This is a genomic window from Yersinia pekkanenii, from assembly GCF_001152565.1.
In the GTDB taxonomy this organism is placed as follows: domain Bacteria; phylum Pseudomonadota; class Gammaproteobacteria; order Enterobacterales; family Enterobacteriaceae; genus Yersinia; species Yersinia pekkanenii.
Map to the genome: position 1 here is coordinate 8,509 of NZ_CQAZ01000038.1, position 22,725 is coordinate 31,233.

Sequence of the window (22,725 nt, forward strand, 5' to 3'; positions counted from 1 at the left end):
ATTTTTTTTTATCCCACTTTCACCCCAAAAGAATGAACCGCTGACCGTTACCTTCCCTGATCTCGTCTTCCCTTAGCTACGACGGTTACACTTTTCATTTCATCCTGCGGTTAGCGCGACACCTTGTGCCATGGCAAACAAGCTGCCACAGCAAAGGTGCAGCTGATACTTAATTAGCGGCAGAGTATACCGGGCCTGGCTGAACCAACGTTGGAACCGCTTCCTCGGTAGGTTGCTGCTCTTCGGTCTGTGGTTCGCCCTGAGGCGCTACAGCAGCCGGAGCTTGCGCAGGCGCAGTCTCACCTACCGTTACGATGACGGGCATGCCCGCACGGCGTACAATCGCATCCTGAACCACTTGTGTATCAGTCTGGCTGTCGCTGATAAACTTTTGTAGGCTTGCGCTGATCGCAATTGGCATCGTTTGTGGATCATCACTGTCTACACGAGACAATGGCTGATGAACTTCCACATAACGCTTACCATCAGGTTCTACGGCATATTTAACCGGCTCGTTGATTATCTGTACGCGGGTACCTTTAGGTACTGAGCTAAACAGCGCCTTGATATCATCAGGACGTAAACGGATACAACCGGAGCTGACACGCATACCAATACCAAAGTTAGCGTTAGTCCCGTGGATCAGGTACTCACCGCTGCCAGCCGCCAGGCGCATGGCAAACAGACCCATAGGATTTTCCGGGCCCGCCGGAACAACTGCTGGCAAGGTAACACCCTCCGCCAGGTAGTTCTTACGGATATTCGCGGTTGGCGTCCAGGTTGGGTTTGGGATCTTCTGACTGACAGAGGTCGTCATAGTCGGGGTATTACGCCCTAACTGGCCGATACCGATAGGGTACACGATGACTTTATTCTGGTCTTTAGGGTAGTAATAAAGGCGCAGCTCAGCCAGATTAATAACAATGCCTTCACGCGGGGTATCAGGCAGCAACATCTGGGTTGGGATAGTTAACACTGAGCCCGGTAATGGCAAATACGGGTCAGCACCTGGGTTGGCTTCCAGCATGCCCAACAAGCCGATTTTATAATCCGCAGCAATAGCCTCAAGCGGGCGGCCATCGTTTGGAACGGTATAGGTCGTATTTTCACCAATCAGACGACTATTGGCTGGCGGCAGAGGATACTCGGTCGCATTGGCAGCGGTGATACTCCCCGCCATACAAGTTGCGAATAACATACCAATCAAAGTTAATGCACGTTTCATGCTTAGTTCCTACATCACTTCTTCAAATTCGGTTTATACCCGTCATACTTCAAGCCGCATGTGCGTTAACTACGCTCAATTACCCGAATCACTTACCGGTGTAAGCTCATCGGGGTTCATTCGCTTGCCGCCTTCTTGCCACTCGAATTATTTAGGGTATACACGGCTATCTACGTTAATTTTAGCAGCCAATTATAAGGCTACCATATAGTAACAGCCATTATTATAAAGGCAATTTATATCTCTAGAAATCAATGTGTTACAAAGTAATTTATTATGCTTTATCCAGCGTGATGACCGATTTAAGCTGCTGAAATTTCACCATTTTCAGACTGTGACCCATAACGCAAAAAGGGCCACAGGCCGCTAAATAAAGCACAAAATGTTGGCGGCTATTACACAATCAATAGCCCGGCAGCTTTGCTACGTATAGCGCGGATCATCGCTTCCAGCCCTTGTGAGCGCGAAGGCGTCAGGTGCTGGCTCAAAGCCAGATCGGCAAAGAAAGGCCGTACATCGAGGGAGACTATCTGCTGCGGAGTTAAGCCCTGATAAAGAATAAACACTACGGCGACCAGACCTTTAACAATAGCCGCATCACTGTCACCAGCAAAAACCACATGACCCTCCTCGGAGAGTGTCATGGCGATCCAGACCTGACTTTGACAGCCTGAAATCAGGTTTTCCGCCTGGCGCTGTTGCGCGGTTAGCGGCGCTAACTGCCCCCCCAGCTCGATCACATACAGGTATTTCTCTTCCCAATTTAAACAACGGGAAAAATTGCGAATCAATTTATCTTTATCTGGCAAACCAGCCATAGCATGCGTTTCCTAATACCTTTAGGTACAGTCTGTTTTAACGGGTATTCAGCCCAGCAATTTTTCGATGCGCTGTAACCCAGCCACCAAACGATCCACTTCCTCACGGGTGTTATACAGCGCCAATGATGCGCGACACATGCTTGGCACCTGGTAGAACGCCATCAGCGGCATGGCACAATGGTGACCAGTACGGATAGCAATGCCATATTGGTCCAGAAAACTACCCACATCATAAGCGTGATGCGGCCCCAGATTGAAGGCGATAACACCGGCACGCGCTATTGGGCCATAGAGTATCAGGCTATTGATTTGGTTCAGTTGTTCCAGCGCATAAGACATCAGCGATTGTTCGTATTCCTGGATCTGACCAAGCCCCAGTTCATTAACGTAACCGATTGCTGCACCCAACCCCATAATCCCGGCAGTGTTCGGCGATCCCGCCTCAAAACGCCACGGCGCATCGGCAAAAGTGGTGCCTTGCGTCAGGCTAACGGTTTTGATCATCGAACCGCCCCCTTCCCATGGCGGCATCTGTTGTAACAGCGCACCTTTACCGTACAAAATACCAATACCAGAAGGCCCATAAAGTTTGTGCCCGGAGAAGACATAAAAATCACAGCCCAATGCCTGCACATCTACCGGTTGATGCATGATAGCCTGCGCACCATCTACCAGCACCACCAAGCCCGCGGCTTTAGCCTGAGCAACAATATTTTGGATGGGATTCACCGTCCCCAACACGTTGGAAACCTGAGTGATAGCCAGCAATCGAGTGGTTTCGTCAATCAAGCTGGCTAAGGCGGTTAACTCAAGCTCCCCCGTCGCCGTCAGCGGCCAAACCCGGATTTTAATACCGAGATCTTTTGCCAGCATCTGCCAGGGCACAATATTGGCGTGATGCTCCATCTCGGTAATGATGATGCTGTCACCGGCTTTCAGAAAATGGCGACCATAACTGTTAGCCACTAAATTAATGGCCTCAGTGGTACCTTTAACGAAAACAATTTCCTCTGGCGAGGCCGCATGGATAAAGTCAGCCACCTGGCTGCGAACCGCCTCCATCTGTTGGGTCGCCTCGGCACTCAGGGTGTGGATACCGCGATGAACCGCCGCATAACCCTCTCGATAGAAGTTAAGCTCCCTATCGATGACCACTTGTGGCTTCTGCGCGCTGGCCGCGCTGTCCAAATAGGCCAGCAGCTGCCCGTTAACCTGACGGCTAAGCAGTGGGAAATCAGCTCTTATTCGTTCAATAGGGAAATTCATAGCGACTCTCCGGCCAAACGATCAGCAATCCGCGCCAGCACCACTTTGCGGATGGCTTCGTGGTGAATGGCCTCCGTTAATTCGGCTGCAAATGCAAAAATAATCATCTGCTGCGCATCCGCCTGACTGATACCCCGTGATTGCAAATAAAATAGCTGCTCAGCATCAATGCGCCCGACGGTAGCGCCATGACTGCATTTTACGTCATCGGCGTAAATTTCTAACTGTGGCTTGGTATCCACCTCGGCTAACTGACTCAGCAGCAAGTTATTGTTGGTCATCTGACCGTCGGTTTTTAATGCGTGCTGAGCCACTTTGATCATGCCATTAAACACCGCTTTGCCCCGCTCACGAACGATGATTTTGTGTAGCTGACGGCTTTCACAATAGCCTTTGTTATGCTCCAGATAGGTGCGGGTGTCGCAGATTTCACGCCCTATCGGCAACAGCAGGCTGTTAATGGATAAGGTTGCTCCTTCACCGTTCAACTGCGCACTGGTGTTATGGCGGGTCAAACCGGCCCCTAACAGGAAGCTGTAACTGCACGCTTTGGCATCTCGCCCCAGCACCAGGTCATTATGGGCAAAGTGATAGCTATTAGGTGTTTCAAATGCCAGTTTACAATGACTCAACTCGGCGTTATCACCCACGGCAACCGTGAGCCGCGCGCCGGTAAAGTGTGGGTGCTCACCCAAACTGACGAAATGTTCGATCACTTCTGCCTGCGCATTGGCCTCAATCACCAAATGGTGGCGGTAATGGCTGGTATTCACAACCTCAGAACGATTACCTGAGCTGATATGCAGCAAATAAAGCGGCTTATCACTGTGCTTTCCTGCTGGTAACCGAATGTGCAACCGTTCCTGCGCCAAACTCTCGGTCAGATGTAAAAAGACGTCCGACTGGATAGCCGTTGGCAACGGTAGATCCTCAGTCACCAGAGTCAGTTGATAAGGGCCATATTCGCGGTCACTTAACTCAGGCGCATATCGGCCATCAATAAATACCAATCGATGTGCATCTTGTATTAATGACAGCGCATCACGCTGGGCGGCAGTCACCACCGGGGGGGTGGCAAAACTGAAATCGTGAGCTAATAAACGCGCCAGTGGCGTGTATTTCCAGTCTTCATGTTTAACGCTGGGGAAACCTAATTGCAGCACCTGTTGCCAATGTGCCAAGGCCTCGCTACTGTTGCCACTTTCGCGTTGTTTAAACAACTGATCAAAGCGCTGCAATGCGTCAATACGCTGCTGTTTTTGCAGATTATGATTTTCCAGTATTTTACTGTTGGTCGGTAAGCCAGCCATAGCCTTGCTCCTCCAACTGTTTCACCAGTGTGAAATCACCTGACTTGATAATTTTCCCCTGATACAAAACGTGCACAAAATCAGGTTTTACGTAGTCAAGGATACGCTGATAGTGGGTCACAATAATAAATGCGCGCTTTTCATTACGCAGCGAGTTAACACCGTTCGCCACAATTTTCAGCGCATCGATATCCAGCCCAGAGTCTGTTTCATCCAGAATACATAAAGAGGGCTCCAACGCTGCCATCTGCAAGATATCGTTACGTTTCTTCTCACCGCCAGAGAACCCCACGTTAACCGAGCGGGTCAGCAAATCAGCTGGCATTTTTAGTAACTCAATCTTTTCTTCAATGAAATCTGAAAAATCAAAGCGATCCAAGGGTTCCTGCTGGCGATATTTACGCACGGCATTGACTGCGGTTTGTAAGAAGAAATGGTTACTGACGCCAGGGATTTCTACCGGATACTGGAAAGCCAAAAACACGCCTTCGCCTGCGCGATCCTCCGGGGCCAACTCTAGTAGGTTTTTACCCTTGAAGGTGACACTACCTTCAGTGACTTCATACTCTTCACGCCCTGCCAATGCTGCTGATAAGGTGCTTTTCCCGGAGCCATTCGGCCCCATGATGGCATGCACTTCACCGGGTTTGATCTCCAGATCCAAACCTTTAAGGATCTCATTACCTTCAACACTGACGTTTAAATTCTTAATGCTTAACATAGGGTTCCTTGGTGCGCCGCAGCGCAAAACTCAGCGAGTACTGATTCAATTAACCGACACTGTGTTCCAGACTGATGGCTAACAATTTCTGTGCTTCAACAGCAAACTCCAACGGCAACTCGGAGAACACATCTTTACAGAAACCATTAACTATCATTGAGATGGCATTGTCCTCGCTAATGCCTCGCTGTAAACAATAAAACAGTTGGTCATCGCCAATTTTTGAGGTTGTGGCTTCATGTTCCAATTGGGCCGAATTATTGCGCACCTCCACATAGGGGAAAGTATGCGCACCGGAATCCGGCCCAATCAGCATCGAATCACATTGCGTGAAATTACGGGCATTATCTGCACCCGGCAAGATTTTCACCAAACCACGATAGGTGTTCTGGCTATGTCCGGCAGAGATCCCTTTGGCAATAATTGTTGATTTGGTGTTTTTGCCAATATGGATCATTTTGGTACCGGTATCTGCTTGCTGGTGACCATTGGTTAACGCCACGGAGAAAAACTCACCAATTGAATTATCACCCTGCAAAATAACACTCGGATATTTCCAGGTAATGGCGGATCCGGTTTCAGATTGGGTCCATGACATTTTCGAGCCGGCACCTTCACACAACGCCCGTTTAGTGACAAAATTAAGAATGCCGCCGGTGCTATCGGCACCAGCAAACCAGTTCTGCACTGTCGAGTATTTAACTTCGGCATCTTTGTGCAAAATAACCTCGACTACCGCAGCATGAAGCTGATAGCTGTCTCGCACCGGCGCGGAACATCCTTCGATATAACTGACATAACTGCCTTCGTCGGCAATTAGGATGGTGCGCTCAAACTGCCCGGTTTTAGCGGCATTAATACGGAAGTAGGTGGATAACTCCATCGGGCAGCGCACACCTTTAGGCACATAAACAAAGGTACCATCAGAGGCAACAGCTGCATTTAACGCCGCAAAGAAGTTATCTTTAGCTGGAACCACTGACCCCAGGTATTTGCGCACCAGATCCGGATATTCCTGAATGGCTTCGCTGAATGAACAGAAAATAATCCCCTGCTCCGCTAATTTCCCACGGTAGGTCGTCGCCACGGAAACCGAGTCAAAAATAGCGTCAACCGCAACCTCTGCCCCTTCCCGTACCGGGATGCCTAACTGGGCAAAAGCAGACTCGACCTCAGCGGTGAGATACTCATTCATATCCTGCGCCGAGAGATCCCGTGGTGCCGAGCTGTCTGCGGAAGACTGCTGCACTGCGCCAGGTTGTGAATCACAACTGTCATCACAACTGCCACAGGATGGTGCGGAGTAATAGCTATAATCCTGATAATCCAAGCTTTTATAATTTGCCTTCAGCCAGTGTGGCTCTTCCATCTCTAGCCAACTACGATAAGCCCCGAGGCGAAACTCCAGCATCCACTCAGGTTCATTACGTTTCGCTGAAATGGCGCGAATGACCTCTTCGTTGAGGCCTTTCGCTAACTGATCAGTAGCCAGTTGGGTAAAAAATCCTTCTTTGTAGCGACCATCGCTGACCCAAGCCTGCACATCATCTGGAACGTCTACATTGCTTCGTGTCATTTCGTTTACATCGCTCAAACGCCAAAACTCTCGCCACACCCGCAGGAATGCTGAGCTTTAGGATTATTAAATTTAAAAATCTGGTTTAGCCCTTCGCGGACGTAATCCACCTCGGTGCCATCGATAAATGGCATCGCTTTTAATGGCACGTAAATTTTGGCGCTACCATGCTCAAAAACCAACGCATCGCTGGCAGGCTCTTTCGCCATATCCATCACATAGGCAAAACCGGCACAACCTGACTGTTTGACCCCGAGCTGCAATCCTTTAATTTGCGGATCCTGCTGCATGAGCCGTGTAATTTGCGCGGCGGCGCTGTCTGTAATCGTAACGCCTTGCCAGACATTCTCGTCGAGTGAAAATGTTCCGACTGATTCCTGTTGCATATGCCCTACCTTATGTTCTCAATCACCGGTTAGATTCTTACTTTTCAGGTTAGCCATTTGCTGGCTGATTATTGAGGAGTCAGCACAGATTATTCACAATGGTAGTGATAATAATGATCACTTCAACCGTTTGTTTTGCAGGGATATTAAGAAAAGTACCGTTTTAACCTCGAATGAGGCGGCAACGAATAAGCATGCTGCGATGGCCGAAGAGGTCAGGAGGAAAAAGTGCACTTTTATCACCATGAAATAAATCAATAAATTTCGCAGCGATGATCTAATCCCTTACTATATCAGAGGTTAATCGCCGTCAGTCTCTGACTATTTATAACATTCATAAAAAATACCTATTTCTGTATTAACTTTAGCTGAAAACCCTCGTTGGGGGAACCTATCATAGACATTCAGCGCACTTATCGGATAAACCAAACAACTCAGGGATAGATATAAAGAGGAGGCGGTGAGGATTTTAGTGACTCAAGGCCAGCATGTGGCCCTGAGTTTTTGTAATGACTTGTATTTACTAAGGGTTATTACATTATTGTGACAGCACGGCGACCGTTAAGCGGGAGGTGCAACACAGCGATCCCTGCTGATCAAAAATCTCAATCTGCCAAACCTGATGACTACGGCCAACACGAATAGCACGACAACAACCACGGACTTTCCCGGAGCGAACAGCCTTCAGGTGATTAGCATTAATTTCCAGCCCCACCACCTGTTGCCCTTCGGTGGTACACAAATAACCTGCCATCGAGCCGAGACTCTCTGCCAGCACCACTGAAGCCCCACCATGCAGCAGGCCAAAAGGTTGGGTGGTGCGTTGGTCTACCGGCATGGTGGCTTCCAGTTCATCATCGGCGAGTCGGGTAAACTCAATGCCCAGATGCCCCACCATACAACCTTGGCATTGCTGGTTTAATTGTTCCAGCGTTGCAGTACGTTTCCACAGCATCTTTTCCCCCTTCGTTCTTGACATCACAGCGATGTTTATATCAATGAGAGTGAGCGGCTTTCACCTGTTAAACCAGCTCAAGCAACGCTTGTAACGGATGTTTCAACCCATTGCCTTCAATACGTTTAACCTGACTGCGGCAAGAGTAACCGGTGGCTAAACACCGTCTTCCGGGTAATTTTTGTAATGCCTGCTGCCAGGATAAGGCGTAGATACCCAGCGAGTTATCAATATTTTTCGCTTCATGGCCATAAGTCCCCGCCATACCGCAACATCCGACACTGACATTTTCCAGTTTGGCACCATAACGAGAGAATATGGATGCCCAGTGCTGGCTGCTGGCAGGCAGTGCGGTGGTTTCAGTGCAATGACCCAACAGATACCAGGATTCACCACTTATCTGTTGCTCTGGCTGTTCAGCCAGTGCCACCTGTAGCCATTCATGAACCAGTTGCACACTAAAATCACCACGTGTACTTCCCAGAATCTCTTTATATTCATCGCGATAACAAAGCACCAAGGCAGGGTCAACACCGACCATCGGCATATCCAGCAATGCCATGCGATTAAGGAAATCCGCCGTCTTACGTGCCGTTTTGGCAAACCGTTGCAGAAACCCTTTAATGTGTTGTGCCTTGCCATTGGGCGAGAACGGCAATAACACTGGATTGAAACCCAGTTTTTCCACCAGCCGGACAAAATCTGCCACCACCTGAGCATCGTAATAGCTGGTGAAGGGGTCTTGTACGATCAACACATGCTGGCGGCGCTCAGATTCCGACAGTTTTTCCAACTGTTCCAGCGTCATGGTGCTGGCATAATGACCGGACAGTGACTGCTTCAATGTTGGGCTGGACAGCATTGGTAAATCCACCATCCCAATACTTTTCCGGCTTAACGCCCTAACCCATGGCTGTTTTAGGAAGAAATTAAACACTTTCGGCGTGTTAGCCATTAACGGCGCGTAGCTCTCGACGCCAGCCACCACATAGTCTCGTAGCGGCCGATGATAGCGGGTGTGATACAACTGAAGGAAACGGGAGCGGAAGCCCGGCACATCAATTTTTATCGGGCACTGCGTAGAGCAGGCTTTACAGGCCAGGCAGCCCGACATCGCCTCTTTGACTTCATGAGAGAAATCATAATCTCCCTGGCTGGCATGCCAGGTGTTACGGGTCTTTTCAATCAAGCCGCGCAGACTCGGGCGTTTGGTTGCCAGCCCTTTTTCTAGTGCAATAGGGTCAACACCTTGCTCGGATAATAGCCGTAACCACTCTCGCACCAAGGTTGCCCGGCCTTTAGGCGAGTGAATACGGTCACCGGTAATCTTCATTGACGGACACATCGGGCTGCGGGCATCAAAGTTAAAACACAGCCCATTACCATTACATTCCATAGCGCCACGGAATGAGGTTCGAACCTCCAGCGGGATGCGTCGGTCCAGTGTGCCGCGTTTATCTGAGGTATCCACTTTCATCATCGGCGCATCACTGCCCAACGGCGAACAGATTTTGCCCGGATTTAAGCGGTTATCAGGATCGAAAGCAGATTTAATCCGCCGCAGTTCACTGTAAAGCACCTCACCGAAGAAGTCGGGACTGTATTCAGCGCGGAAACCTTTGCCGTGCTCCCCCCACAACAGGCCACCATAGCGGGCGGTCAGTTGCACGACTTGATCCGATAGCTGCTTCATCAGCATTTCTTGCTGCGGATCGCACATATCCAGGGCCGGACGAACATGTAATACACCAGCATCCACATGACCAAACATGCCATAAGTCAGATTATGGCTATCCAGTAGTTGCCGGAATTCAACAATATAATCGGCTAAATGCTGCGGAGGGACACAGGTATCTTCAGCAAATGGAATAGGCTTAGCCTGCCCTTTACTGTTGCCCAACAAACCCACCGCTTTTTTGCGCATACCATAGATACGCTCAATGCCGGCGAGTTCGCTGCAAATCTGATAGCCAATCACACCGCCCTGCTGGGCTGACATCAATTCATCCAAACGCTGGCACAGCGATCCCATCTGGTAGTCGATAAGTGCTTTATCATCACCGGCAAACTCAACAATATTAAGCCCCAACATCTCTTTGTCAGGGATATCGGTGATAAGCGCCTTGACCGAGTGCCAAACAATATCTTCTTTTGCCAGATTGAGGACTTTGGAGTCCACGGTTTCTACTGACAGCGCGTTGGCTTCCACCATAAAAGGCGCATTACGCAGAGCAGAATCAAAGGAGTCATACTTTATATTCACCAACCGACGCACTTTAGGCAGCGGCGTAATATCCAGTGTGGCTTCGGTAATAAAGGCCAACGTACCTTCAGCACCGGTTAAAATACGGGTCAGGTCAAAGGTTTGTAAGTCATCACTGAAAACATGGCGCAAGTCATAGCCAGTCAGGAAACGGTTTAATTTAGGAAATTTATCCAGAATCAATGCCCGCTGCTCACGGCAGCGGTTCAGCACCGTGTGGTAGATACGCCCTATTACTGAATCTTCCTGCGCAATCGTTTCCGCCAGTGCCGTCGGCATGGCGCGGGTATCCAGCATCTCCCCGCCCAGTAAAATGGCACGCAACCCCAGCACATGGTCAGATGTTTTGCCATAAACCAACGAGCCCTGACCGGAGGCATCGGTATTAATCATCCCACCCAAGGTAGCGCGGTTACTGGTTGATAACTCCGGCGAGAAGAAATAGCCAAATGGGCGTAGATATTGATTAAGCTGGTCTTTAATCACGCCAGCTTCAACCCGCACCCAGCCACTTTCGGGGTTTATCTCCAGAATACGGTTCATATGGCGCGACATATCCACCACAATTCCGTGGTTCAACGCCTGGCCATTGGTCCCCGTCCCACCACCACGGGGCGTAAAGACCAGTGACTTGAAGTTCTCCTGCCCAGCCAAACGGCCAATCAGGGCCACATCCGCCGTGGAACGTGGAAAAACCACCGCATCAGGTAGCAGTTGGTAAATACTGTTGTCCGTCGCCATGGTCAGGCGATCAGCATAGTTGGTGGCAGTATCGCCGGTGAATCCGTTTTGCTTCAAAGCATCCAAAAAATCCAGCACCAACTGAACCACGCCCGGTGCCTGAGAAATCTGTGGGATCATTAGTGTGACCCTATCTATAGGTATGTGTGTTGGTTGTTCCGCTAAGAGATTATCTGCTTGCAATCACCTTTGTCGAACAATTTATGCCAATTCAGAACGATAGGAAAGTGATGGGGCCAGCTAAGGATAAATACACCAGATGTCTGTTAAAATCTTAAGAAATACACCATGATTAGTACAGATGCTTAATTAGTCCGAAGTCTAATGAGTGCAGAAAAAACAGTGCGATGGCCACCTTGCCATGACATGTGAAATGAGAACCCATTGATGAATTACCCGCAGCCGCGTCATCTCGATTTACCTAAACTGATGTTTGGGGTGATATTCATTATGATAATGATTATCGCCAGTTTTTGGGTAGTACAGCCGTTTATTATGGGCTTTGCCTGGGCTGGTATGGTGGTCATTGCGACCTGGCCACTGCTGATTAGAGTGCAAAAAATCCTTTGGGGTAAGCGCTGGCTTGCCGCCATTGTCATGACTCTCCTGCTGGTTTTGCTGTTTGTTATCCCGATTGCTTTGCTGGTCAGTAGCCTGGTCGAAAACAGCGGCCCGCTGATTCAGTGGGCATCCACCCCATCGAATTTGCGTATGCCGGATGTCACCTGGTTACAATCGATCCCAATGGTGGGTAACAAACTTTATAGCAGTTGGCATACGCTGATCGCCGGTGGCGGTAATGCGTTGATCGCCAAAGTTCAGCCTTATATCGGTGCTGCGACCACCTGGTTGGTGGCTCAAGCGGCCCATGTTGGCTATTTTTTGATTCATCTGGCGATGATGGTGCTGTTCAGTATTTTGCTCTATTTCCATGGCGAGCAAGTGGGCTTAGCTATTCGCCATTTTGCGGTGCGGGCTGCCGACAAACGTGGTGATGCGGTGGTGGTAATGGCAGCTAAAGCTATTCGTGCCGTTGCCTTAGGCGTCGTCGTCACTGCGCTGGTACAGGCCATTCTTGGCGGCATTGGCCTCGCTCTGGCTGGCATTCAATACGCCACACTCTTTACCGTATTAATGTTTATCTGCTGTGTCGCCCAACTCGGGCCATTGTTGATACTGGTGCCAGCGGTTATTTGGTTGTACTGGACCGGTGATAATACCTGGGGCACGGTGCTACTGGTTTGGAGCTGTATCGTTGGCACGATGGACAACGTTCTGCGCCCCTATCTTATCCGTATGGAAGCCGATATGCCGATGATCCTGATCCTCTCCGGGGTTATCGGTGGACTGCTGTCTTTCGGCATGATTGGATTGTTTATTGGCCCGGTGGTATTGGCCATTTCCTATCGTCTGACCTCTGCCTGGGTCAGCGAAGCGCCAGAGCCAGAAGAAAGCATTCAAGAAGTCGCCAAGCATTTAGAAGAGCTTTAGGATTACCGGGGGTTTGGTCGTTATGCTGCCTAACCCCCTATTATCCAGCTATATCCGCTATTAGAAATAAAGAACAACTTTTTAATCCCCCTCTTGCTATTGCACCCCCTCCATTTCATTAGTTATTAAATAGGATTATTATTAATAACCGTGTGAAAACAATTCAATAGAAAGTATTTATTTAATCTATTTTATTCAGATGATTCTTAATGACTAACTTACGGAATTTACTTAATATTATTATCAGATAATGCTTTCCCCAAGGCATTTAAATAACTCATAGTGAAGTGACTTATTTAAATAGCTGAAATTGAATACACGTATTGCTGTGTGTAGTCTTTGCCTGTCATTTAAGACGGGCTTTTTTTTTTATCAATTTTTTTTAATTATCATGCTATCTAATTTTTATTCCTATCGCCCTTTCCCCCATCATCACGATGATTTAACTCAGCAGTATTGGTATTCCAGTAAAAAATTGCAAAAAAAATCCGCAACCCTGGCTGCGGATAATTCAATATCTGCGGGTATAATCCGATACTTATCAGTGTGTACGATGTTGCGCCAAACTCAGCCAGGTTTTTACCACGGTATCTGGATTAAGAGACAAACTGTCGATGCCTTGTTCCATCAGCCATAAAGCAAAATCCTCATGGTCCGATGGGCCTTGACCACAAATACCGACATATTTACCCTGACGTTTAGCCGCCTGAATTGCCATCGATAATAAGGCCTTTACCGCCTCATTGCGCTCGTCAAACAATTCTGACACCACACCAGAATCACGATCCAGCCCCAGTGTCAGTTGAGTCATATCGTTGGAACCGATAGAGAAACCATCGAAATGCTCAAGGAACTGATCAGCCAGCAAGGCATTAGAGGGAATCTCGCACATCATAATAAGCTTCAGACCATTTTCGCCGCGCTTAAGCCCTTGCCTCGCCAGTTCAGCAACTACCGCCTCTGCCTGCGCCACCGTGCGCACGAAGGGTACCATCACTTCCACGTTGGTCAGCCCCATCACATTACGCACCCGCTTCACCGCCTCACACTCCAATGCGAAACAGTCGCGGAAGCTATCGGCGACATAACGCCCCGCGCCACGGAAGCCCAGCATAGGGTTCTCCTCATGTGGCTCATAGGCTTCTCCGCCGACCAGGTTGGCATACTCATTAGATTTAAAATCAGACAAGCGCACAATCACCCGTTTAGGCCAGAATGCCGCACCGAGGGTGGCAATCCCTTCAGTCAAACGACCAACATAAAACTCCACCGGGCTGTCATAACCCTTCATCAACGTCTTGATTTCAGCTTGAATTGCCGGGTCCTGACGGTCGAACTCCAGCAACGCTTTAGGATGCACACCTATCATTCGGTTGATGATAAACTCAAGTCGTGCCAGCCCGACGCCTTCATTCGGCAGTTGGGCAAAATCAAAGGCCCGGTCTGGATTACCGACATTCATCATGATTTTCAACGGTAAATCAGGCAATTCGCTAATTTGTGAGCTCTGAATCGAAAAATCGAGCAATTCGTGATAAACATAGCCGGTATCCCCTTCAGCACAGGAAACCGTCACCTTTTGCCCCTCTGTCAATAGATCCGTGGCATTGCCGCACCCCACTACCGCCGGAACACCCAGCTCACGGGCGATAATTGCCGCATGGCAGGTGCGCCCGCCACGGTTAGTCACAATCGCTGATGCTTTTTTCATGATCGGTTCCCAATCAGGGTCAGTCATGTCTGTTACCAGTACATCACCTGCCTGAATGCGATCCATCTCGCTGATATTATGAATTACCTTGACCGGCCCCGCACCAATACGATGCCCGATAGCACGGCCTTCCACCAGGATCTTACCTTTTTCATTCAACAGGTAACGCTCCATCACCTGTTGGTTGGAACGCACTGTTTCTGGCCGAGCCTGCACAATATACAATTTACCGGTATGGCCATCTTTCGCCCACTCGATATCCATCGGACGACCATAATGCGCTTCGATCAATAATGCCTGATGGGCCAGTGCTTCGACTTCATCATCACTGAGAGCGAAACGATTGCGTTGTTCCTCTGGTACCTCTTCAATCTGCACCTGTTTGCCGTGATCCTGACTTTCGGCATAAATCATGCGGATTTTTTTCGACCCCATATTACGACGCACAATCGCGGGCTTACCCTTACGCAAAGTGGGCTTATGCACATAGAACTCGTCTGGATTCACCGCACCCTGCACCACCATTTCGCCCAAGCCATGGGCTGCAGTGATAAAGACCACTTGATCAAAACCCGATTCAGTATCAATGGTGAACATCACCCCCGAAGAGGCGAGATCAGAACGTACCATCCGTTGCACACCCGCAGATAGCGCCACGCCACGGTGGTCGTAACCCTGATGTACCCGATAAGAAATGGCGCGGTCATTAAACAGTGAGGCGAATACATGCTTGATGGCAATCATCACCGTATCGATTCCCTGCACATTGAGGAAAGTTTCCTGCTGACCGGCAAAGGAAGCATCCGGCATATCTTCGGCTGTCGCCGAGGAGCGCACCGCAAAAGAGGCTTCAGGTTCCCCCTCGGCCAACTGCTTATAGGCTTCATGAATAGATTGTTCAAACTCTGGATGGAACGGCGTCTCGATTACCCATTGACGGATCTGCGCGCCCGCTTTGGCTAATGCGGCAATATCATCAACGTTGGTATCATCCAACAATTGATAAATACGTTGGTTAACCCCACTTTGCTCCAGAAAATCGTTAAATGCCTCAGCAGTAGTGGCAAAACCGTTAGGTACCGAGACACCCAGTTCAGAAAGATGGGTTATCATTTCACCCAGAGAGGCATTCTTACCGCCTACCCTTTCAACATCATGCATACCAAGCTGGTTGTACCAAAGCACATTACATAGATTTAGGCCATTGTTGGACATCGAAACAATCCTTTTTATATTATCTATTCGTTAGGGACAGTCAGTAGGGTACGGCCAGAGGCTATCAGGCCTATACCCACAAGTTGTAGGGTACATTTTAGACTAGCACAATGATCCATAGCCCATGGACAGGTGAATCGATCAACCCAACAATAAAAATGTTTTTTCAGCTGATTATGACAGCAAACACTTTACCGACATGGCGGATAAGGCACACTAATTAGGTAAAACTTGCCGCCATCGACCCATGAGTCAGTGGTATGAATTCGGCCAGAAAAATACTCAGGAGTCAGCGTGGAAAGAAGTGTGTTTTATATTTCAGATGGTACGGCAATCACTGCGGAAGTGCTCGGCCATGCCGTTCTGTCGCAGTTTCCGGTTAAAGCGACCACCTTTACGCTGCCATTTGTCGAAAGTGCTGCACGAGCGCAAGAGGTTTGCCAGAAAATTAATCTGATATATCAAGATACTGGCGTCAGGCCGCTGGTCTTCTATTCGATAATCAGTGCAGAAGTCCGGGAACTTATTCAGCACAGTGAAGGATTCTGCCAGGATATTGTGCAGGCACTGGTCGCGCCACTTCAGGGCGAGTTGGGGGTGTCACCGCAACCGGTGCTCAACCGTACCCATGGTTTAACTGAAAATAACCTGGGCAAATACGATGCGCGTATCGCCGCTATCGACTACGCGCTGGCCCATGATGATGGCATTTCGCTGCGCAATCTGGATCAGGCTCAAGTGATTTTATTGGGAGTTTCCCGCTGCGGTAAAACGCCGACTAGCCTCTATTTGGCCATGCAATTTGGTATTAGTGCTGCAAACTACCCCTTTATCGCCGATGATATGGACAATTTACAGCTTCCAGTGGCGCTAAAACCGTTTCAGCATAAGCTTTTTGGTTTGACGATCAACCCTGAAAGGCTGGCCGCTATTCGCGAAGAACGGCGTGAGAACAGTCGTTATGCCTCATTGCGCCAATGCCGGATGGAAGTAGGTGAAGTGGAAGCGTTATTCCGCAAAAATCAGATTCGCTATCTGAATTCAACTAACTACTCCGTTGAGGAGATATCAACCAAAATTCTGGATATTTTAGGCATGAGTCGCCGCATGTTCTAACTATCCCCTTGGTCCTTGACGGCACAGGGTTGTTAGTCGCTCTGACGCACTCGGATCACTGATCTGTGGGTTTGTTCGCTTGCCGCCTAACTGCAACGCCAATGACTTTGGCTATAAACATTCACAAGAGCAGTTATTTCCAATTTATTTAATAGAATTCTGTATGAATAGCGATCATCGCGGTTGAATTCATTTAGTTTTGGTTTATTGTGATCGCCATCACTTCCCGGTATTCCTGCCGCAGAGAAGAACAGATTCAGAGAATTTCCATGCACAAAACAGATGAACTGCGGACCACGCGCATCGATAGCCTAATCACGCCACAACAACTGGCGGAAAAGTTGCCAATTTCTGGCACCATAGCGAGTAACGTGACAGCGTCACGCAAGCGGATTGAAAAAATACTCACCGGAGAAGACCCGCGCCTGCTGGTTATTGTGGGTCCCTGTTCGATTCATGACCCTGATGCCGCCATTGATTACGCCACTCGGCTGAATGTATTGCGTGAACGCTATCAAGATAGCCTCGAAATCGTCATGCGCACCTATTTCGAAAAACCGCGCACCGTGGTGGGTTGGAAGGGATTAATTTCTGATCCCGCGCTGGATGGCTCATGCCAGGTCAATCTGGGTATCGAGATGGCGCGTAGACTGTTGCTGGCCGTTAATCAGTTAGGTCTGCCCACCGCGACCGAATTCCTTGATATGGTGACCGGCCAGTATATTGCCGACCTTATCAGTTGGGGGGCGATTGGCGCACGCACCACCGAAAGCCAGATTCATCGCGAAATGGCATCGGCTCTCTCCTGCCCGGTTGGATTCAAGAACGGTACTGACGGTAATACGCGTATTGCGATTGATGCTATCCGCGCGGCACAAGCCAGCCATATGTTTTTGTCTCCGGATAAAACCGGTCAGATGACCATATACCAAACCAAGGGTAACCCGTACGGGCACATCATCATGCGCGGTGGGAAGCAGCCTAACTATGGTGCATCTGACATTGCCGCTGCCTGTGACAGCCTGCGTGAATTTGATTTACCAGAGCATCTGGTGGTGGATTTCAGTCATGGTAATTGCCAGAAAATGTACCATCGCCAGTTGGAGGTTGCCGCAGACATTGCTCAGCAGATCCGTGCAGGATCTATGGCTATAGTCGGTGTCATGGCTGAAAGTTTCCTGATTGAAGGCACACAGAAAATTGTTGCCGGTCAGCCATTAACCTACGGACAATCCATTACCGACCCTTGCCTGAATTGGGCTGACACTGAACAACTTTTGAACTTATTGGCAGATGCCGTGAGCAGCCGATTTTAAGTAACACGCAGTGATAGGATGAAATTAGCCTTTAGGGTGCTAATGATTAGCCTTAACTTTGTTCTATCACTGAGTTAAATATCCCCCCAACTTCCATTCACCCGAGCCAGTATTTTGCCTATCTATTCCCACCCTCCATTAACAATATGAATTACTAAGAACAAACAAGATATTGGCATAACAAGTAATAGAGATTGTTATTGAAAAAAACCACAAATGAATATGATAATCATTATCACATTGGTAATAATTTGAACTCCAAAGAAAATCCTTATGCACAAAGCTATTTATCCTACTCAAGCGGTAAACAACGCAACCTCGCAATCCTCTGCTGTTTTGCAATTTACCTGCATTAACAGCGAACAACTGCTTGGACAGCATGATGTGGTGACGATCAACCACCAGGGGCAACTCTATTATTTGCGCCAAACCAAAGCAGGGAAGCTAATACTGACGAAATGATTTTTGAACGCCCAGTATCCTTTTTATAAAAATTAACCCTATGCCAGCCACCGAGTACTTAGCCCTAAGGCAGCCAGCAACCCATTGATTATGTTCAATAACATATGGAGAGTTGCTTATGCGTCGTTTCTTTCATTTGTCTACATGTAGTCTGGCGATAACCTTTGCGTTGTCTCCCTTTGCCGCAGCCAGCCCTGCGACAGAGAGTAAACACCACACCCTCATTGTTACCGGTAGCCGCCCTGCCACTGACAATTTTAATATTCCTGGTACCATCACCACCATTGATGCCTCATTACCGCAAAAACACACCGCGACCACTGCGGTAGAAATGCTACAAAACGTACCCGGTATCAGTGTTACCGGCGTTGGCCGTACCAACGGACAAAACGTCAATATCAGAGGCTATGACCAATATGGCGTTTTGGTATTAATTGATGGAATTCGTCAGGGCATAAGTGGTGCCAATATCAATGGCACCTTCCTTGATCCGGCGTTAATAAAGCAAGTCAACGTCATTCGTAGCCCATCAACATCCCTCTTTGGCAGCGGTGCCATGGGGGGGGTAATTGCCTATCAAACGGTGGATGCTGCGGATTTACTGGCTGAGGATCAAAACCTCGGTTTGCGCGTCAGTGGCTATGGTGCCAGTGGCTATCATAGCCTTGGTAGCGGGATATCTGCTTTTGGTCGAACAGAAAAGCTGGACGGCATTATTGCCTTGAACAAGCGCAAGGTAGGTAAGCTTTATCAAAGTAACGGTTACGTCGCCCCTAACGATGAAGCTATCAACAACCTGATGATTAAGGGCACTCTCCACCTTTCAGCTAGCCAGTCGATAACCACCGCCCTACGCTATTACAATAACCGGGCGCAGGAACCAAAGATGGCCAATCGGAGTACACCAAGCCCAACGTTCAGTCCAATGATGAATCGCTCAACTATTCAACGAGATGCCGAGTTGACCTACCATCTGCAACCACAACACCTTAGCGGGTTGGATCTCACCACTCAATTCTACTATTCCGCAATCAATATTAGCGATGATGTAAACCGCGAAGATTATGGCCGCCGTCAGCAAATAACTCGCGGCATAAAAATGGAGAATCGTAGCGAGCTATTTACCTTCAGCCCAGCAGCGCATTTATTCACTTATGGTGCGGAAACCTACCATCAGGAACAAATCCCAAAAGGTTTAATTCGCAGCTTTCCACCGGCTGAAATCAAATTTGTGTCGGGTTGGCTGCAAGATGAAATGACCCTGCGTGACTTGCCAGTGACCTTGCTGGCAGGCAGCCGTTTCGACAGTTATCACAACAGCCGCACGGGATTTGAGGATAAAGAGGCTAAAAACTGGTCAACGCGGGGGGCAGTGACGGTTAACCCGACAGATTGGCTGATGCTGTTTGGTGCTTACAGTCAGGCGTTCCGTACACCGACACTGGCTGAGCTTTATAATGACTCGATACATTTCTCTATGGGGCCATTCTTTCAGAATCGCTGAAAACCCAATCCAAACTTAAAACCAGAAAGCAACGTCACCCGCGAAGCTGGCTTTGGCTTGCATTTTGACCAATTAATATCCGATAACGATTCAGTCGAGTTCAAAGCCAGCTATTTCAGTATTGATGCAAAAAATCGTATTACCAGCGAAGTCCACACCCAAATATTTGCTAAAAACTACTCCGGCTATATCAATACCCCCCGCAGTAAGACTTGGGGTTGGGATGCGTCACTGGATTATCAGAACCCATGGTTTGACTGGACGCTGGCCTATAACCGCACCCGAGGCATCAATCTCGATACCCGTCAATTTATTAATAGTATCAACCCAGACACCGTCACCAGCAGCCTGAATGTGCCTATTGCCAACACCGGTTTGAGTGCCGGCTGGATAGTCACAATGGTAGAAAATACCAAATTTATGACAGATAACGATGCCAAAACATCGGCGCGAACCCCCTATAAGCCACAAGCCGGTTATGTGGTACAGGACTTTTATCTGCGTTATCAAGGGCAAGGTCACCTCAAAAATATCACGACTACTGCCGTACTGGGTAATGCGTTCAACAAAGAGTATTACTCACCTCAGGAAATCCCCCAGGATGGTCGTAATGCCAAATTACTGATCAGCTATCAGTGGTGATATTTCATCTAACTGTATATAGCGCCTGATTTAGAAAATAACCATACTTAACTGGCCATACTTAAGTGGCTCAAAGGAACCCTGCCGCAGTCGATGACCCAGGTTGCGGCATACATTAAAAGGAACTCACCAATGGAAATGTCACAATATCAACGCTACCTGAGAACTAAACACGAAAATCCCACGCTATTGACCCATGATTTAGCACAAATGCTGGCGATTAGTGAGGCAGAGTTAAGCTATGCCCGGGTGGGCCAGGATGCGGAGCGTTTAAATATCAGTGCCAGCGTATTACTGGCAGAATTAGGGCGGGTCGGTGTAACCCGATCGATCACCGCCAACAAATATGCGCGACATGAGCTGATGGGTGAGTATCAGAACTTACGTTTACATGGACATCTTGGTTTGATTCTCAACCCGCGCGCGCTGGATTTGCGGTTATTTTTCCGCCAATGGGATGCGATTTTCAGCCTGTGCGAGGCCACGCCGCAAGGTGAGCAACGTAGTATTCAATGTTTTGATTTTCAAGGTAATGCTATCCATCAGGTTTATTGTACTAACGAGACAGACCTTCATGCCTGGCAAGCATTAGTAGCCAAATATCGCACCACCAATAACGACCCACTGCTCTTACAAACCGTAGAGGAAGAACCTTGCAGTGAAAATCCCATCAACAATGCCGCCATTGATGCCGAATGGCGAAGAATGAACGATATCCACCAATTTTTTATGTTGCTAAAACGCAATAAGATTACCCGGAGACAAGCCTTCCGCGCTGTCGGTGGCGATTTAGCTTATCAGGTCGATAACCGGGCATTGAAGCAAATACTTAGCACCGCACAACGGTGTCAAAACGAAATTATGCTTTTTGTCGGTAACAGTGGATGCATGCAAATATTCACTGGCATCATCGAACAGCTTAAGGCCGATACCCCCCCACTCACCGCAGATAAGCAATGGATCACGGTACTTAATCACCGTTTTAATCTGCATTTAAATGCGAGTGCTATTGCCGAAAGTTGGGTGACACGTAAACCCACTAAAGATGGCTTGGTCTCAAGTCTGGAGCTGCTTGATAGCCATGGCAAGCATGTTTTACAGGTGTTTGGTCAACGTAATGAAGGCCAACCTGAGCAAAATCAATGGGATGAGCAACTATCAACATTAGCCGCCATCGGTTCACCGCATGAATAGATGGCTGGTGATATTAACATTCGCCATACCGTTAATTAGCCAGGCCAGCCAGCGTATTATCACTATCGGTGGCGATGTCGCTGAAATCACCTACGCATTAGGCGTAGGTGCCAACATAGTGGCCAGGGATCGCGCCAGTGTGCGGCCGAAAGAGCTAAAAGCATTGCCGGATGTAGGCTTTATGCGGCAACTGAATGCCGAAGGTATACTCGCCTTAAAACCCACACTGGTATTAACTACTGAACGGGCCGCGCCCTCAAGAGCGCTTCAGCAAATAGCGGCTAACGGTATCAACGTGGTTTATGTGCCTCTGGATACGGATCCGCAGGAAGTGACCAATAAAATACAACTGATTGCTACTATGGTGAATCAAGAAGAAAAAGGCCGGCAATTGATACAACGATATCAGCAACAATTAGCGTCGGTAGTCTCTACACCTTTGCCGGTCAAAGCCTTATTTATCATGAATCATGCAGGAATTCCGCCACTGGCCGCCGGTAAAAATACGCCCGCAGATACTTTGTTTCGCGCCGCCGGACTTAAAAATGCCATACAGGAATTTGCTGGCTATCGCCCACTGTCACAAGAGGGAATTATCGCCAGTGCACCAGACCTGCTGATTATCACCACTCATAGCGTCAAATCACTGGGCGGAGTTGACAACGTCTGGCTGATCCCAGGGGTTGCTCTTACCCCTGCGGGTAAACAACAGCGAATATTGGTGCTTGATGATATTTCATTACTCAGTTTCGGCCTACACACCCCGGGTGTGTTGCAGCAACTGCATACTGCGGGGAAATAAGCCCCGCC

At 48.6% G+C, this 22,725-nt stretch carries 16 protein-coding genes, 1 other RNA gene and 1 pseudogene; 8 read left to right on the forward strand and 10 right to left on the reverse strand.

From position 1 onward, the window contains the following. Window positions 1–169 precede the first annotated feature (169 nt). The 9 genes from AEP37_RS17105 to ydiJ form a co-directional block, all read right to left on the reverse strand. Window positions 170–1,225, reverse strand: coding sequence for a L,D-transpeptidase family protein (locus tag AEP37_RS17105; protein ID WP_049614493.1), 1,056 nt, complete (start codon window positions 1,223–1,225; stop codon window positions 170–172). Window positions 1,226–1,620: 395 nt separating this feature from the next. Next, window positions 1,621–2,043, reverse strand: coding sequence for a cysteine desulfuration protein SufE (gene sufE, locus AEP37_RS17110; RefSeq protein WP_049614494.1), 423 nt, complete (start codon window positions 2,041–2,043; stop codon window positions 1,621–1,623). Window positions 2,044–2,091: 48 nt separating this feature from the next. Then, window positions 2,092–3,312 carry a cysteine desulfurase SufS gene (gene sufS / locus AEP37_RS17115; protein WP_049614495.1) on the reverse strand — a complete coding sequence of 407 codons (1,221 nt, stop codon included), beginning with the start codon at window positions 3,310–3,312 and terminating at the stop codon, window positions 2,092–2,094. Continuing rightward, on the reverse strand, window positions 3,309–4,622 hold the full coding sequence (gene sufD, locus AEP37_RS17120) for a Fe-S cluster assembly protein SufD (protein ID WP_049614496.1): 1,314 nt from the start codon (window positions 4,620–4,622) through the stop codon (window positions 3,309–3,311). The genes sufS and sufD overlap by 4 nt, the downstream gene beginning before the upstream one ends. Further along, window positions 4,597–5,343 carry a Fe-S cluster assembly ATPase SufC gene (gene sufC, locus AEP37_RS17125; protein WP_049614497.1) on the reverse strand — a complete coding sequence of 249 codons (747 nt, stop codon included), beginning with the start codon at window positions 5,341–5,343 and terminating at the stop codon, window positions 4,597–4,599. The genes sufD and sufC overlap by 26 nt, the downstream gene beginning before the upstream one ends. A gap of 49 nt (window positions 5,344–5,392) precedes the next feature. Then, on the reverse strand, window positions 5,393–6,919 hold the full coding sequence (gene sufB, locus AEP37_RS17130; protein WP_049614498.1) for a Fe-S cluster assembly protein SufB: 1,527 nt from the start codon (window positions 6,917–6,919) through the stop codon (window positions 5,393–5,395). Window positions 6,920–6,933: 14 nt separating this feature from the next. Beyond that, window positions 6,934–7,305, reverse strand: a complete 372-nt coding sequence (gene sufA / locus AEP37_RS17135; RefSeq protein ID WP_049614499.1) for a Fe-S cluster assembly scaffold SufA — start codon at window positions 7,303–7,305, stop codon at window positions 6,934–6,936. A gap of 538 nt (window positions 7,306–7,843) precedes the next feature. Then, on the reverse strand, window positions 7,844–8,260 hold the full coding sequence (locus tag AEP37_RS17140) for a hotdog fold thioesterase (protein WP_049614500.1): 417 nt from the start codon (window positions 8,258–8,260) through the stop codon (window positions 7,844–7,846). A gap of 67 nt (window positions 8,261–8,327) precedes the next feature. Next, window positions 8,328–11,384: a D-2-hydroxyglutarate dehydrogenase YdiJ gene (gene ydiJ, locus AEP37_RS17145; RefSeq protein WP_049614501.1), complete on the reverse strand. Its 3,057-nt coding sequence runs from the start codon at window positions 11,382–11,384 to the stop codon at window positions 8,328–8,330. A 267-nt stretch (window positions 11,385–11,651) separates the two neighbouring features. Here ydiJ and ydiK point away from each other — a divergent pair, with 267 nt between their 5' ends. Both ydiK and rprA read left to right on the forward strand, forming a co-directional pair. Then, window positions 11,652–12,755 (forward strand): AI-2E family transporter YdiK, encoded by a 1,104-nt coding sequence (ydiK, locus tag AEP37_RS17150; RefSeq protein ID WP_049614502.1) that lies wholly within the window; start codon window positions 11,652–11,654, stop codon window positions 12,753–12,755. A gap of 266 nt (window positions 12,756–13,021) precedes the next feature. Beyond that, window positions 13,022–13,126, forward strand: an RNA gene (gene rprA, locus AEP37_RS25095) — antisense sRNA RprA. Window positions 13,127–13,296: 170 nt separating this feature from the next. Here rprA and ppsA read toward each other — a convergent pair. Further along, window positions 13,297–15,681, reverse strand: a complete 2,385-nt coding sequence (gene ppsA, locus AEP37_RS17155; RefSeq protein ID WP_049614503.1) for a phosphoenolpyruvate synthase — start codon at window positions 15,679–15,681, stop codon at window positions 13,297–13,299. Between the two features lie 294 nt (window positions 15,682–15,975). On the opposite strand from ppsA, the gene ppsR reads away from it, so the two are divergent. The 6 genes and pseudogenes from ppsR (at window position 15,976) to AEP37_RS17185 (ending at window position 22,717) form a co-directional block, all read left to right on the forward strand. After that, entirely contained in the window at window positions 15,976–16,797 is an 822-nt protein-coding gene (gene ppsR, locus AEP37_RS17160; protein WP_049614504.1) for a posphoenolpyruvate synthetase regulatory kinase/phosphorylase PpsR, read from the forward strand. A gap of 269 nt (window positions 16,798–17,066) precedes the next feature. After that, window positions 17,067–18,113 carry a 3-deoxy-7-phosphoheptulonate synthase gene (locus tag AEP37_RS17165; RefSeq protein ID WP_049614505.1) on the forward strand — a complete coding sequence of 349 codons (1,047 nt, stop codon included), beginning with the start codon at window positions 17,067–17,069 and terminating at the stop codon, window positions 18,111–18,113. A 273-nt stretch (window positions 18,114–18,386) separates the two neighbouring features. Next, window positions 18,387–18,575: a hemin uptake protein HemP gene (gene hemP / locus AEP37_RS17170; protein WP_049614506.1), complete on the forward strand. Its 189-nt coding sequence runs from the start codon at window positions 18,387–18,389 to the stop codon at window positions 18,573–18,575. A gap of 118 nt (window positions 18,576–18,693) precedes the next feature. Then, window positions 18,694–20,721, forward strand: a pseudogene (locus AEP37_RS17175) (TonB-dependent hemoglobin/transferrin/lactoferrin family receptor). Window positions 20,722–20,853: 132 nt separating this feature from the next. Next, complete coding sequence (locus AEP37_RS17180; protein WP_049614507.1) at window positions 20,854–21,915, forward strand: hemin-degrading factor; 1,062 nt, start codon at window positions 20,854–20,856, stop codon at window positions 21,913–21,915. Continuing rightward, window positions 21,908–22,717 (forward strand): heme/hemin ABC transporter substrate-binding protein, encoded by an 810-nt coding sequence (locus AEP37_RS17185; protein WP_049614508.1) that lies wholly within the window; start codon window positions 21,908–21,910, stop codon window positions 22,715–22,717. Before AEP37_RS17180 ends, AEP37_RS17185 begins: the two co-directional genes overlap by 8 nt. The last annotated feature ends 8 nt before the right edge of the window (window positions 22,718–22,725 follow it).